The sequence below is a fragment of the Bacillus toyonensis BCT-7112 genome, from assembly GCF_000496285.1.
Taxonomy (GTDB): domain Bacteria; phylum Bacillota; class Bacilli; order Bacillales; family Bacillaceae_G; genus Bacillus_A; species Bacillus_A toyonensis.
On record NC_022781.1, the window covers coordinates 3284276 to 3298525 of the forward strand.

The following is a 14250-nucleotide window of genomic DNA, read 5'->3' on the forward strand; positions in this document are numbered from 1 at the left end:
ACGAAAAGGGGATTCAGCATATGTACAAACAAATTATATTAGCATGTGATGGTTCTGAACATGCACTTCGGGCAGCGGAGCATGCAATACATATTGCGAAATGTAGTGAAGAAGCAAATGTTGAAATTGTATATGTCGTAGATAATAGAACAGCAAAATCAGATATTATACACGGACAAACAGATTTTGAAACAATATCAGCTAGTCGGAAAGATAAATTAAAAGAGATTGAAGGATTATTAAAGGAAGAGAAGATTTCTTATAAATTTACGATTCTGCATGGTGATCCTGGTGATACGCTCGTTCAATATGTAAATACAGGGGATATAGATCTTGTTATTGCTGGGAGCAGAGGATTAAATACATTACAAGAAATGATGCTTGGTAGCGTAAGTCATAAAATAGCAAAACGAGTGAAATGTCCAGTAATGATTATAAAATAAAATGAAATAGCACGTAACTAAGACTTTGGGGTACCCGAGGTCTTTTTTTATGTATAAATGACATCCTTTTGTGGAAATACTAGATATATAAGTTGAAAAGATGTTAACTTACAAATTTGTAAGTTTGTTGTTAGGAAAATCGATGTTATGAAAATTTTCCCATTGGTAAAATAAAAGTATCAAAGGGGAGATAGGGAGGATGGAAGGTATGAAATCATTTCAAAATTTATCATATAGTCAAGGGGTAAGCTTAATTTGTTTAGGGGGATTTGCTGCATCTGTTACGTTAGCTGTATTAATAAAGGTATTTCATCAAATTTTTTAATTTTATAGTAGGGAAGGAATTGATTGTTATAGCTAGTAAGAAAAGTGCTGTAAATAAAGAATAGCTCTTAGCATATAGAATAAACGCTAAGAGCTATTTTTATGTTTGTTTACATATTTATATTTTGTTTAAGCTTGTTTTGACTTTGCAGATCCTGTATTTAAAGTAAGGGCAAGGAAGAACATTGCAAGTACGCAAGATACAAGTAATAAAATGAATCCGCCATCCCATCCGAATGCATCTACAATAAAGCCCATAGCTGCGCTAGCAAAAGTAGCTCCGCCTAGGTAACCAAAGAAACCAGTTAGGCCTGCTGCAGTTCCAGCAGCTTTCTTTGGTGCTAAGTCAAGTGCGTGAAGACCAATTAGCATAACAGGTCCGTAAATTAAAAATCCAATGGAAACAAGTGCGATACTATCAATGATTGGGTGACCAGCAGGATTTAGCCAGTAAACAAGAACGGCAATGAATACACCGACCATAAATAAAATACCAGCAGGTGCGCGGCGTCCTTTAAATAGTTTATCACTCATCCATCCGCAAAGAAGTGTACCTGGAATACCAGCCCATTCATATAGAGCGTAAGCTGTACGTGAGCTACTATGAGTAAAGCTTTTTTCCTCTACTAAATAAGTAGGAGCCCAGTCTACAACGCCGTAACGTACGAAATATACGAAAACGTTCGCGATAGCGATGTACCATAAAAATTTATTGTTTAGTACGTATTTAAATAAAATTTCTTTTACCGAAAGTTCGCGTTCGCGATCTTTCACTTTTTCACCTGATGGATATTCGCCAGTATGTTCCTCAATAGAAGGTAATCCACAAGATTGGGGTGTATCTCTCATCGTAATTAATACATAAATACCAACTAAAATTGAAAGAATACCTGGGAAGTAAAATATACTTTTCCAGTCATTTGCAAAGAAGTATAAGCCTAATGTAACGAGAGAAGGCATAAGTGCGCCGCCGACGTTATGAGCGACGTTCCAAATAGACATTTTTGTACCACGTTCACTAATAGAGAACCAGTGAACCATCGTACGACCACAAGGAGGCCATCCCATCCCTTGTACCCATCCATTTAAAAATTGAAGTACAAACATAAGTATAATGCTCGTTGTAATGAAAGAAAATGAGCCGAAAATAATATTAATGATACCTGATAAAAATAGCCCAGCTGCTAAAAAGTAGCGAGGATTACAACGGTCGGATACGATACCCATAAGAAATTTACTTAATCCGTAAGCGATAGATACTGCTGAAAGGATAACCCCAAGTTCCCCTTTACTAAAGCCTTGTTCAATTAAGTATGGCATTGCTAGTGAAAAATTTTTTCGAACAAAGTAGTAACCTGCATAACCGATGAAGATACCTAAAAATACTTGTAAACGTAATTTACGGTATTCGCTATCAATGCGATCAGCTGGTAAGCGTTCTGCATGGGGCGCAGGTTTAAATAATTGTGTGAAAAACATAAAATGAAAATCCTCCCCTAATTAATTGGAAGCGTTTAAGACAGAGAGAATATAAAAAGGCCATGAAATATAAAAAAGTTCCCTTTTTTATGATTCATAGCCGTATACTCCGATTCTCCGTGACTGTCAATATTAACTTCGACGAAAATTATACAACTTTGTGACAAAAATGTAAACGTTTTTATGAATAAAAGGTATTGACGGATTTTGTTCGTGGGATTAATATTTAAATACGTTAAATATTTTATTGTTTAAATAAGAGGTGGATAACATGCCAAATGATATGACTCATATTGATAAGATTCAAGCTCTTACATTCGCTATAGGAAAGAAAATGCAAACAGAGCTATTGGAACAAATGCAAGCATCAGGACTTACACCACCGCAATTTTATATTTTAAAGATTTTAGATCATTACGGAGCTTCAAGAGCGACACAATTGGCGGAGAAAATGTATGTAAAACCGAGCGTCATTACAGTAATGATCGACCGTTTAATTGATCATGAGTTAGTAGAGCGTTATCACGATGATAATGATCGCCGTGTTGTTGTCATTGAGCTAACGAAAAAGGGGAAAAATACAGTAAAAGAGGCGATGGCAGCTCGTAATGAGCATATCGCAAAATACTTTTCACAATTAGAATTACAAGAACGAGAAGATTTGTTGCGCCTCTTTGAAAAGTTAGAAACCATTATTTGCGGGACACAAGAGAAAAAAGAGAATAAATAAGAGGAATTGAGGAGATTACATGGAGCAACAAGGCAATACAAATAGAAAGTTGTTGTTAATTGGTTTAGTAATTGCGATGCTATTTGCTGCGTTAGACGGAACAATCGTTGGTACAGCGATGCCGCGTATCGTTGGTGAACTTGGCGGACTAAGCTTAATGACATGGTTAACAACAGCTTATATGTTAACATCAACGACAGTCGTACCAATTGCAGGTAAATTAGCGGATTTACTTGGGCGTCGTAACGTATATATAACAGGGCTAGTTATTTTTATGATTGGTTCAGCGTTATGTGGTATGGCAAATGGTATGACAGAATTAATTATTTTCCGTGGTATTCAAGGTCTTGGTGGCGGTATTATGATGCCGATGGCTATGATTATTATTGGAGACATGTTCACGGGAAAAGAACGTGCGAAATGGCAAGGTATTTTTGGTGCGTTATACGGTCTTGCTTCTGTAATTGGACCACAAGTTGGTGGTTGGATTGTAGACGCAGTGAACTGGAGATGGGTATTCTACATTAACTTGCCAGTCGGTATTTTAGCAACAATCTTTATCGCAATGGGATTAAAATCACATAAACAAACGGGACCAATTAAAATTGATATCGCTGGAATCTTTACGATGATTCTTGGTGTTGTAAGTTTATTACTTGCGTTAACGTTTGGCGGAAAAGATTACGCATGGGATTCTTGGCAAATTATCGGTTTATTTGCACTAGCTGTAATTGGTATCGTTAGTTTCGTTATCGTTGAAACGAAAGCTGAAGAACCAATTTTACCGATGCATTTCTTTAAAAACCGTACGTTTACAATACTTAATGCGATTGGATTCTTTATGAGTATCGGAATGTTCGGTGCGATTATGTTCGTACCATTCTTCATGCAAGGTATTGTAGGAGTAAGTGCTGCTGAGTCGGGAACGATTATGACACCGATGATGATTACAATGATTGTTATGAGTATTATTGGTGGGCAACTTGTATTAAAAGTCGGTGTAAAACCACAAATTATCGCAGGTATGCTTATTATGGCTGGTGGTTTCTGGTTATTAACAACGATGGATATGCACACAACTAAACTGACTGCAACTTCTTATATGATGGTTATCGGTTTAGGAATGGGTCTTGTAATGCCGACATTAACATTAGCGTTACAAGAAAGCTTCCCGAAAAAAGACCTTGGTGTCGTAACATCATCAAGTCAGTTTTTCCGTCAAATCGGTGGGACATTCGGTATTACAATTTTAGGATCAATTATGAATAACACGTCAGGTACAACATTAACAAATAAGTTAGTACCTGTATTAGATACATTCCCGAAAGAAGCGGGACAAATGGTAACAAAATTTAAAGATATGATTCATACAGACCCACAAGGTTTATATTCGATGCTATTTAGTCCAGAGGCATTAAAACAAATGCCAGAAGCATTTGCTAACAGTATCGTACCAATTTTGAAAAATTCTTTAGTAGACTCACTTCATACTGTATTCTTAACAGGATTAGTATTTATCGTAGTAGGCGCTATTTTTACGATTTTCTTACAGAAAATTAAACTGTCGGATCGTAAAAAAGATGCTGAAAAGCCTGCTGTAGAAGAACAAGAAAAAACTGTATCATATTCGTAATGAAAAAGCATCGCCATTAGGCGATGCTTTTTTGAGTATAACCTTAAAAGCTTTTTTGTGAGAAATGATTGACGTATTTTTATAAATGCGTTATATTATTTTCTGTAAACGGTTACATGAAATGAGGAGAAAAGAGAATGAGTACGATTAAAGACGTTGCGAAATTAGCGGGAGTATCTGTTGCGACCGTTTCCAGAGTGTTAAATAAAAATGGATATGTTCATGAGGATACGTTAAAGAAAGTAGAACGAGCAATTGAAATGCTAGATTATAAACCTAGTACAGTAGCGCGTTCTTTATATAATAAAAAATCTCGTTTAATTGGGTTAGTAGTTCCAAATATCGTGAATCCATTCTTTCCAGAAGTTGCACGTGCCGTAGAAGATGTAGCACATAAACAAGGTTACACAGTTGTCCTTTGTAACTCTGATGAAAGTTTAGAAAAAGAGAAACAATACATTGATGTACTTAGACAAAATAATGTAGATGGATTTATTGTAGCAACGAATCCACAAAATAGTATAAATTACATGAATTTATCAGTTCCAGTCGTTGCGATTGACCGTATGTTTAATGAGCGTATTCCTACTGTATATGCTGATAACTATGCAGGAAGTCAGGATGCGACAAGGTTGTTAATAGATAAAGGATGCAAACATATTGCACATATTCGTGGACCACGTGATGTAAGTACAGCGAATGAGCGTTTTGAAGGTTTTGTAGATATCATTACGCAAAATAATCTTTCATATATGATTGCAGAGAGTACATTTGACCCAGCAAATAGTGAGCGTGTAGCAATGGAATTATTAGAAGAATACCCGCATATTGATGGTATTGTTGCTGGGAATGATTTAATTGCAATTGGTATTGTAAAGGCTGCACTTCAAAAAGGAATGGCTATTCCTGACGATTTACAAATTATCGGATTCGATGGAATTTCTTTAACAGAAATGATGTATCCATCTATTACAACTGTTGCACAGCCAATATATGAGATGGGGAAAATTGCAACAGAGTTGTTGTTAGAGCAAATGGAAGGAAATGCATTGGAAGAGAAACACTATCGTTTACCGATTAAAATTATAGAAAGAAATACAACGAAGTAAGGAGATGAAACAGATGCCAAATATTGCAGTAGTAGGTAGTATTTCAATGGACTTAGTGGCTGTTTCAAAGAAACGGCCGAAAGCAGGAGAAACAGTAATTGGTGAAGCATTTCATACGATCCCAGGAGGGAAAGGGGCGAACCAAGCAGTTGCTGCAGCTAGATTAGGTGCCAATGTAGCAATGGTTGGAGCAGTAGGAAATGATGATTACGGAACAGTAGTTAGAAAAAATTTAGAGAACGAACGTGTTTTTATCGACTATGTGGTACCGGTTACAGATAGAACGACAGGAATTGCTCATATCGTTTTAGCAGAAGAGGATAACAGTATTGTTGTCGTACAAGGAGCAAATGCTCTTGTGAATGAATCGGTTGTAAATCGTTCAAAAGATCTTCTCGTAAAAGCTGATATGGTTGTTCTACAATTAGAGATTCCGCTTGAAACAGTAAAGAATGTTCTATCTATTTGCGAAGAACATAAAATTCCAGTTATGTTGAATCCAGCGCCAGCACAAGTGTTATCAGAAGACATATTAGAAAAGGCAACGTATATTACGCCAAATGAACATGAGTGCCGCATTGTATTAGATGATTTTACATCACCAATTGAAGATTTACTGGCGAAATATCCAAATAAACTATTGATGACAGAAGGTTCTAACGGTGTTCGTTTCCATAATGGTACGGAGATTCTACATATTCCTAGCATTGCTGTTGATGTAGTGGATACGACTGGAGCTGGTGATACATTTAATGGTGCGTTAGCAGTTGCACTTTCTGAAGGAGAAACGCTTCAAAAAGCAATTCGTTTTGCGAATATTGCTGGAGGCCTTTCTGTAACAAAACTTGGGGCACAAGGCGGTATGCCGACGAGAGATAGAGTACGTGAAGTGCAGGTGATTGTCGGATGAAAAAGCACGGTGTATTAAACAGTGAGATTGCGGCAGTCCTGGCTTCACTCGGACATACAGATACGCTTGTAATTGCTGATTGCGGATTACCGATTCCTGATGGAGTAAAGCGAATTGATTTAGCTGTTGAACTTGGAAAGCCGAGTTTTTTAGATGTATTACAAGTTGTAGCTGATGATATGGCAATTGAAAAAGTGACGTTAGCAGAAGAAGTCATTATCAATAATGCGGAAGTAAATAAAGAGATTGAGCTGCAATTAAAAGAACCAGCATTTGAATATGTATCACATGAACAATTTAAAGAAAATACAAAAAAAGCGAAGGCAATTATCCGTACAGGAGAGGCTACGCCTTATGCCAATGTAATTTTGCATGCAGGCGTGATTTTTTAATAAAGGGAAGTGATGAGAATGCGTATTGAAATGAAAAACATTTCAAAGGCGTTCAGTGGAAATCCTGTTTTGAAGAATGCACAGTTTATGATTGAAGCAGGAGAAGTCCATGCATTGATGGGGGAAAATGGAGCGGGTAAATCGACGCTCATGAAGATTTTAACAGGTGTATATACAAAAGATGGTGGAACAGTCACGATTGATGGGCAAGAACGCACTTTTAAAAATGCGAAAGAAGCGGAAGAGTACGGCATTGCATTTATACATCAAGAACTGAACATATTGCCAAATTTAACAGTAGCTGAAAATATGTTTCTCGGTAAAGAGTTAATGTATGGGAAAACAGGTGTTTTACGTACTCGTCAAATGAACGCGATTGCGCAGCAGCAATTGGCGGAGCTAGGATTACATGTAAAAGGTGCTATGTTAGCAGGAGAGCTATCAGTTGGACAACAGCAAATTATTGAAATTGCGAAAGCATTGATGACAAGCGCAAGCGTTATTATTATGGATGAACCAACTGCGGCACTGACGGATCGTGAAATTGAAACGCTCTTTACAGTTATAAATAAGTTACGTAAAGAAGGGGTTTCATTCGTTTACATTTCACACCGCATGGAAGAAATATTCTCAATATGTGATGCTATTACAATTTTGCGTGATGGAGAATATGTAGGGAAAAGATTAATTCCGGAAACGTCATTTGATGAAGTAGTGAGTATGATGGTGGGGCGCAGCATTGGTGAACGTTACCCAGAGCGAAATAGTCAAATTGGTGAAGTAATTTTTGAAATGCGTAACGGAACGAAAAAGGGGAAATTTGAAAATGTTTCGTTTCAAGTTAGAAAAGGTGAAATTCTTGGTGTAGCTGGCTTGATGGGAGCTGGTCGCACAGATATTATGAAAGCGATATTTGGATATGAACCTTTAGACTCTGGACAAATTTTTATAAACGGACAAGAAGTAAAGATTGATAGTCCGATAGATGCAATTAGACAAAGAATTGCTTTTATTACAGAGGATAGAAAGTCTGAAGGATTAGTGTTAGATTTCTCAATTCGAGAAAATTTAGCGTTACCGAATTTAGAAAGTCTTTCAAAGGGAAGTGTCCTTAGTAACGAACTAGAACAACAGTTTACAGAGGACATGATGAAACTTCTTAATGTGAAAGCATCTAGTGGAGAGCAAGCGGTGAAATCTCTTTCTGGTGGAAATCAGCAAAAGATTGTAATTGCGAAATGGTTAGGTATTCATCCGCAGTTACTCATTTTAGATGAGCCAACAAGAGGTGTGGATGTTGGAGCGAAAAAAGAAATTTACTCTATTATGAATAAGCTTACTGAACAAGGAGATGCCGTTATTATGGTATCATCTGAGCTGCCCGAAGTTTTAGGGATGAGCGATCGAGTTCTTGTTATTCATGAAGGAAAAGTCGGCGGTATTTTAGGGAAAGATGAGGCATCACAAGAGTCTATAATGGCACTAGCTACAGGGGGAGAGTAAGGATGGCTAAGAAGGGGAATGTATTACAACAACTCGGTTCTTTAATCGGTTTAGTATTAATTATTGTCGTAATTACAGCTTTAAATCCAGCATTTATTGAAATTCCAAATTTATTTAATATACTGCGTCAAGTATCGATTAATGCGCTTATTGCATTCGGAATGACCTTTGTAATTTTAACAGGGGGTATTGACTTATCGGTAGGTTCTATTTTAGCATTATCAAGTGCACTTGTTGCTGGAATGATGGCAAGTGGCATGGACCCGTTCCTTGCAATGGCAGTTGGACTACTTGCTGGTCTTGTAATGGGAATTGTAAACGGTATCATCATTGCGAAAGGAAAAGTAGCTCCATTTATTGCGACTTTAGCAACAATGACTATTTTTCGTGGGTTGACGCTTGTTTATATGGACGGACGTCCGATCACTGGTCTTGGTGATCATTTAATGTTCCAAATGTTTGGCCGCGGTTATTTTCTTGGTATTCCGGTACCAGCTGTTACAATGATGATCGCTTTCGCAGTGCTGTACTTCATTTTGAAGAAAACGACATTTGGTCGCCGTACATTTGCAATTGGTGGAAATGAAGAAGCAGCAGCACTATCAGGTATTAATGTTACGAGAATTAAAGTAATGATTTACGGTCTTTCCGGAATCTTGGCAGCGCTTGCAGGTATTGTCTTAACATCACGATTAGATTCAGCACAGCCGACTGCGGGTACTTCTTACGAATTAGATGCAATTGCAGCAGTTGTATTAGGAGGGACAAGTCTTTCTGGAGGAAGAGGATGGATTGTTGGTACATTCATCGGTGTACTTATTATCGGTGTACTAAATAACGGTTTAAATTTATTAGGTGTATCTTCTTTCTTCCAACAAGTTGTAAAAGGACTTGTAATCTTACTAGCTGTATTAATTGATCGTCGAAAAGAAGCGTAATGGAGGGGCAGTTCATGAAGAAATGGTTACTTATACTCGTTGCATGTATTATGGTCATTACTGCTGGTTGTTCAATGGAACCACCAGAATGGGCAAAGGATTCTAGCGATAAAGGTCGAAATAAAACTATTAAAGTTGGATTCTCTGTTTCAACTTTAAACAATCCATTTTTCGTGACTTTGAAAAAAGGTGCAGAAAAGAAAGCGAAAGATAGTGGCATTGAATTGATTGCTGTTGATGCACAAAACGATGCAGCAAAGCAAACGAACGATGTTGAAGATTTAATTCAAAAAGGTGTGGACGTAGTTGTTATTAATCCAACCGATTCAGATGCTGTTGCTTCAGCAGTAAGTGCGGCAAATGCAGCGAATGTTCCTGTTATTACAGTAGACCGCGTTGCGAATTCAGGTAAAGTTGTTTCGCACATTGCTTCTAACAATATCGAAGGTGGTCAAATGGCTAGTGATTACATTCGTGAATTAGTTGGCGGGGGAGCGAACGTTGCTGAGTTAGAAGGAATCCCTGGATCCTCAGCTGCTCGTGAGCGTGGGAAAGGATTCCATAACGTAGCTGATAAGTCTTTAAAAGTAGTAGCAAAACAAGCAGCTGATTTCGATCGTGCAAAAGGTTTATCTGTTATGGAAAATATTTTGCAAGCGAATAGCGATATTAAAGCGGTATTTGCTCATAACGATGAAATGGCATTAGGGGCACTTGAGGCATTAAAATCTGCTGGGAAAACGGATGTAGTAGTTGTTGGATTTGATGCAACAGACGATGCTGTGAAAGCGGTTAACGATGGGCGTATGGCTGCAACAGTCGCTCAAAAACCGGAATTAATCGGAGAGAAGGCGATGCAAACAGCAAAAGAAATAACACAAGGTAAAAAAGTGGACAAATCTATTCCGATTGAATTAGAGCTTATTAAAAAAAATAAATAAATATAAAATGAAAATTAGGAAGGAAGAATAACAAATGAAATTCTTTATTGATACAGCAAACATTAACGAAATTAAAGAGGCAAATGCATTAGGCGTAGTAGCTGGAGTAACGACAAACCCATCACTTGTAGCAAAAGAAGGCGTAGATTTCCATGAGCGTATTCGTGAAATTTGCAGCTTTATAGAAGGACCTGTAAGTGCAGAAGTAATTAGCTTAGAAGCTGATAAAATGATTGAAGAAGGAAAAGAATTAGCGAAGATTGCTCCAAACGTTGTTGTAAAAGTACCGATGACAACGGAAGGTTTAAAAGCAGTAAAAGCATTTTCAGATTTAGGAATTCGTACAAACGTTACATTAGTATTCTCAGCAGTTCAAGCATTACTTGCAGCTCGCGCTGGTGCGACATACGTTTCACCATTCTTAGGTCGCCTAGATGATATCGGTCATAACGGTATGGACTTAATTCGCCAAATCGCAGAAATCTTTGCAATTCACGGCATTGAAACAGAAATCATTGCAGCATCTGTACGTCACAGCGTTCACGTAACTGACGCAGCACTAAATGGTGCACATATTGCAACAATCCCAGCAAACGTAATTGCTTCATTAGTGAAGCACCCATTAACAGATCAAGGGATTGAGAAATTCTTAGCTGATTGGGAAAAAACACAAGAGAAATAATATGAAATCGAGAATCCTAGTTTAATTGACTAGGGTTCTTTTTTTATTTGAAGGAATTTTCATGCAATTTTGCATATTGTCTTTTAAATTTTTAATATAAGCTATTTAATATATACAAATCACTCTTTATTTTTTATATTTCGATATAAAGTAAAACTTTAATCAGTGGGGGGGTCATCCCCCATCGGGCTTTTACGGGAAGTTATCTCCCGCCTAACTTCCTCGCGTTCGTCGAATTTTGAGGTGGGAGTCTTACTGCCCAGCAAATAGTGGGATAAAAAGATAGAGGGTCTGACCAGAAAACTGGAGGGCATGATTCTATAACAGAAAGCTTAACGTTTATAGAATTATGCCTTTTTATATAGGGAGGGTAGAAAGCGGGGATTTCGATTTAAATGCACTTATTTATCTGAATTTTAAGTTTTATAAAAGGAGAGACAGAGGATGAAAAGAAAAGCTCCATTTAAAGTACTATCAACGTTAGCAATTGCGGCAATTATCGGATGTACATCTGTAATGAGTGCTCCGTTAGCATACGCAGAAACGCCAGCGAAAGAAAAAGATAATGTGTCTACAACACCAATTGATTACAATTTAATTCAAGAAGATCGTTTAGCGGAAGCGCTGAAAGAAAGAGGAACAATTAATCCAGCATCTTCTAAAGAAGAGACGAAAAAAGCTGTCGAGCAGTATATTGAAAAGAAGCAAGGAGATCAAGCGAATAAAGAAATTCTTCCAGAGGATACGGCAAAAGAAGCATCTGATTTCGTGAAAAAGGTAAAAGAGAAGAAGATGGAAGAAAAGGAGAACGTAAAGAAGGCTGAAAAAAATGTTAGCCCTGAGCAAAAGCCGGAACCAAATAAAAAGCAATTGAATGGACAAGTTCCAACTTCTAAGGCAAAGCAAGCTCCATATAAGGGATCTGTTCGATCTGATAAAGTATTAGTGCTACTCGTTGAATTTAGTGATTATAAACATAATAATATTGATCAAACACCAGGTTATATGTATTCGAAAGACTTTAGTAGAGAACATTATCAAAAGATGTTGTTTGGTAATGAGCCTTATACATTATTTGATGGTTCGAAAGTAAAAACGTTTAAACAATATTATGAAGAGCAGTCTGGCGGTAGCTATACGACAGACGGATATGTAACGGAGTGGCTAACTGTTCCAGGAAAAGCATCTGATTATGGAGCTGATGGTAGCAGTGGTCACGATAATAAAGGACCAAAAGGTGCACGTGATTTAGTGAAGGAAGCTTTACATGCAGCTGCTGAGAAAGGGTTAGACTTATCTCAGTTCGATCAATTCGATAGATATGATACAAATGGCGATGGGAATCAAAATGAACCTGACGGTGTAATTGATCATTTAATGGTAATTCATTCTGGTGTTGGTCAAGAAGCTGGTGGCGGTAAATTAGGTGATGATGCAATTTGGTCACATCGTTCAAAATTAGCTACAGATCCAGTAGCGATTGAAGGGACAAAATCAAAGGTAGATTACTTTGGTGGAAAAGTAGCAGCGCATGATTACACAATTGAACCAGAAGATGGCGCTGTAGGTGTGTTTGCACATGAATTTGGACATGACCTTGGTTTACCGGATGAATATGATACGAAATATACTGGAAATGGTTCACCTGTTGAAGCTTGGTCATTAATGAGTGGAGGCAGTTGGACAGGAAAAATTGCAGGAACAGAGCCGACTAGTTTTTCACCACAAAATAAAGACTTCTTACAAAAGAATATGGGTGGCAACTGGGCGAAAATTTTAGAAGTAGATTACGATAAAATTAAGCGTGGTGTAGGAATTCCTACATATATTGATCAAAGTGTTACGAAATCAAATCGTCCAGGTGTTGTACGTGTTAATTTGCCAGGTAAGAGTGTTGAAACGATTAAACCTGAGTTTGGAAAGCATGCATATTATAGTACAAGAGGAGATGATATGCACACAACACTAGAGACACCATTCTTTGATTTAACAAAAGGAACAAATGCAAAATTCGATTATAAAGCAAATTATGAGTTAGAAGCAGAGTGCGATTTTGTTGAAGTACATGCAGTAACAGAAGATGGAACAAAAACATTAATTGATAGACTTGGAGAAAAAGTAGTACAAGGAGATAAAGATACAACAGATGGGAAATGGATTGATAAATCATACGATTTAAGTCAATTTAAAGGGAAGAAAGTGAAACTACAATTCGACTACATTACAGATCCAGCTGTAACATATAAAGGTTTCGCGATGGATAATGTAAGTGTAACTGTTGATGGACAAGATGTGTTTTCTGATGATGCAGAAGGACAGTCAAAAATGCAGTTAAATGGATTCGTTGTTTCTGATGGGACAGAGAAGAAAGCTCATTATTATTATTTAGAGTGGAGAAACTACGCTGGATCAGATAATGGATTAAAAGCAGGAAGAGGTCCGGTATACAATACAGGTCTTGTCGTTTGGTATGCAGATGATAGTTTCAAAGATAACTGGGTTGGGGTGCATCCAGGTGAAGGATTCCTTGGGGTTGTAGACTCTCATCCAGAAGCGTTTGTTGGTAATTTGAACGGGAAACCAGCGTACGGTAATACAGGCATGCAAATTGCAGACGCTGCATTTTCATTTGATCAAACACCAGCATGGAGTGTAAATTCATTAACACGTGGACAGTTTAATTATGCTGGATTACAAGGTGTTACAACATTTGATGATTCAAAAGTATACAGTAACAAGCAAATTGCTGATGCAGGACGAAAAGTGCCAAATCTTGGTCTTAAATTCCAAGTTGTTGGACAAGCAGAGGATAAGTCTGCAGGTGCTGTTTGGATTAAGCGTTAATAAAATAAAAGCACATTCTTCATATGGAGAATGTGCTTTTTAATTTGTACAGTAAGTTATTATTTTAGTTTATGTAATACAAGTGTCTGTTCATATGTAGTGTATCAAATTATGTGGGGAAAGGAAATATTTCCGAGGAAATTGTCGAAGTATCGTCGGTATTTATTCAGTTTCTTTTTTTAAGGAAGAAAGTAGTATTGCTTTTATACATAAGCTTATTTACAGTATTACTTGGTTATACGCAAAAGTAATCTATATTAGGCGAAAAAAGAGCTCTATTCGATAGAGCTTTTTTTTGTGAGTAGAAAGGAGAAGTTATAAA

13 protein-coding genes are annotated in these 14250 nt (G+C 37.2%); 12 read left to right on the forward strand and 1 reads right to left on the reverse strand.

Annotated features, from left to right (window positions below; translation table 11 throughout):
• Positions 1–20 precede the first annotated feature (20 nt).
• Together BTOYO_RS16755 and BTOYO_RS16760 are read left to right on the forward strand one after the other, a co-directional pair.
• A complete protein-coding gene (locus BTOYO_RS16755; protein ID WP_000277986.1) occupies positions 21–443 on the forward strand; it encodes a universal stress protein in 423 nt (140 codons plus the stop codon).
• A 208-nt stretch (positions 444–651) separates the two neighbouring features.
• A complete protein-coding gene (locus BTOYO_RS16760) occupies positions 652–768 on the forward strand; it encodes a DUF4027 family protein (protein ID WP_000834733.1) in 117 nt (38 codons plus the stop codon).
• A gap of 128 nt (positions 769–896) precedes the next feature.
• Here BTOYO_RS16760 and glpT read toward each other — a convergent pair whose 3' ends face one another.
• Entirely contained in the window at positions 897–2246 is a 1350-nt protein-coding gene (gene glpT, locus BTOYO_RS16765) for a glycerol-3-phosphate transporter (RefSeq protein WP_000466380.1), read from the reverse strand.
• A 271-nt stretch (positions 2247–2517) separates the two neighbouring features.
• Here glpT and BTOYO_RS16770 point away from each other — a divergent pair, with 271 nt between their 5' ends.
• From BTOYO_RS16770 to inhA2, 10 genes are all read left to right on the forward strand, one after another.
• On the forward strand, positions 2518–2976 hold the full coding sequence (locus BTOYO_RS16770; RefSeq protein ID WP_023441146.1) for a MarR family winged helix-turn-helix transcriptional regulator: 459 nt from the start codon (positions 2518–2520) through the stop codon (positions 2974–2976).
• Between the two features lie 19 nt (positions 2977–2995).
• The gene (locus BTOYO_RS16775) at positions 2996–4609 is read left to right on the forward strand and encodes an MDR family MFS transporter (RefSeq protein ID WP_000437658.1); all 1614 of its coding nucleotides are present in this window, start codon (positions 2996–2998) and stop codon (positions 4607–4609) included.
• 137 nt (positions 4610–4746) lie between these two features.
• Positions 4747–5718, forward strand: a complete 972-nt coding sequence (gene rbsR, locus BTOYO_RS16780) for a ribose operon transcriptional repressor RbsR (protein WP_000104025.1) — start codon at positions 4747–4749, stop codon at positions 5716–5718.
• A 13-nt stretch (positions 5719–5731) separates the two neighbouring features.
• Complete coding sequence (gene rbsK, locus BTOYO_RS16785) at positions 5732–6628, forward strand: ribokinase (protein ID WP_001132873.1); 897 nt, start codon at positions 5732–5734, stop codon at positions 6626–6628.
• Positions 6625–7020, forward strand: a complete 396-nt coding sequence (gene rbsD / locus BTOYO_RS16790; RefSeq protein WP_000716145.1) for a D-ribose pyranase — start codon at positions 6625–6627, stop codon at positions 7018–7020. Before rbsK ends, rbsD begins: the two co-directional genes overlap by 4 nt.
• Before the next feature lie 18 nt (positions 7021–7038).
• The gene (rbsA, locus tag BTOYO_RS16795; protein WP_001217695.1) at positions 7039–8523 is read left to right on the forward strand and encodes a ribose ABC transporter ATP-binding protein RbsA; all 1485 of its coding nucleotides are present in this window, start codon (positions 7039–7041) and stop codon (positions 8521–8523) included.
• 2 nt (positions 8524–8525) lie between these two features.
• Positions 8526–9461, forward strand: a complete 936-nt coding sequence (locus BTOYO_RS16800; RefSeq protein ID WP_001074641.1) for an ABC transporter permease subunit — start codon at positions 8526–8528, stop codon at positions 9459–9461.
• A gap of 14 nt (positions 9462–9475) precedes the next feature.
• The gene (gene rbsB / locus BTOYO_RS16805) at positions 9476–10402 is read left to right on the forward strand and encodes a ribose ABC transporter substrate-binding protein RbsB (RefSeq protein ID WP_000758982.1); all 927 of its coding nucleotides are present in this window, start codon (positions 9476–9478) and stop codon (positions 10400–10402) included.
• A gap of 34 nt (positions 10403–10436) precedes the next feature.
• Positions 10437–11084: a fructose-6-phosphate aldolase gene (fsa, locus tag BTOYO_RS16810; protein ID WP_000667666.1), complete on the forward strand. Its 648-nt coding sequence runs from the start codon at positions 10437–10439 to the stop codon at positions 11082–11084.
• A 444-nt stretch (positions 11085–11528) separates the two neighbouring features.
• Positions 11529–13928, forward strand: coding sequence for a M6 family metalloprotease immune inhibitor InhA2 (inhA2, locus tag BTOYO_RS16815; RefSeq protein ID WP_000823000.1), 2400 nt, complete (start codon positions 11529–11531; stop codon positions 13926–13928).
• Positions 13929–14250: the final 322 nt, after the last annotated feature.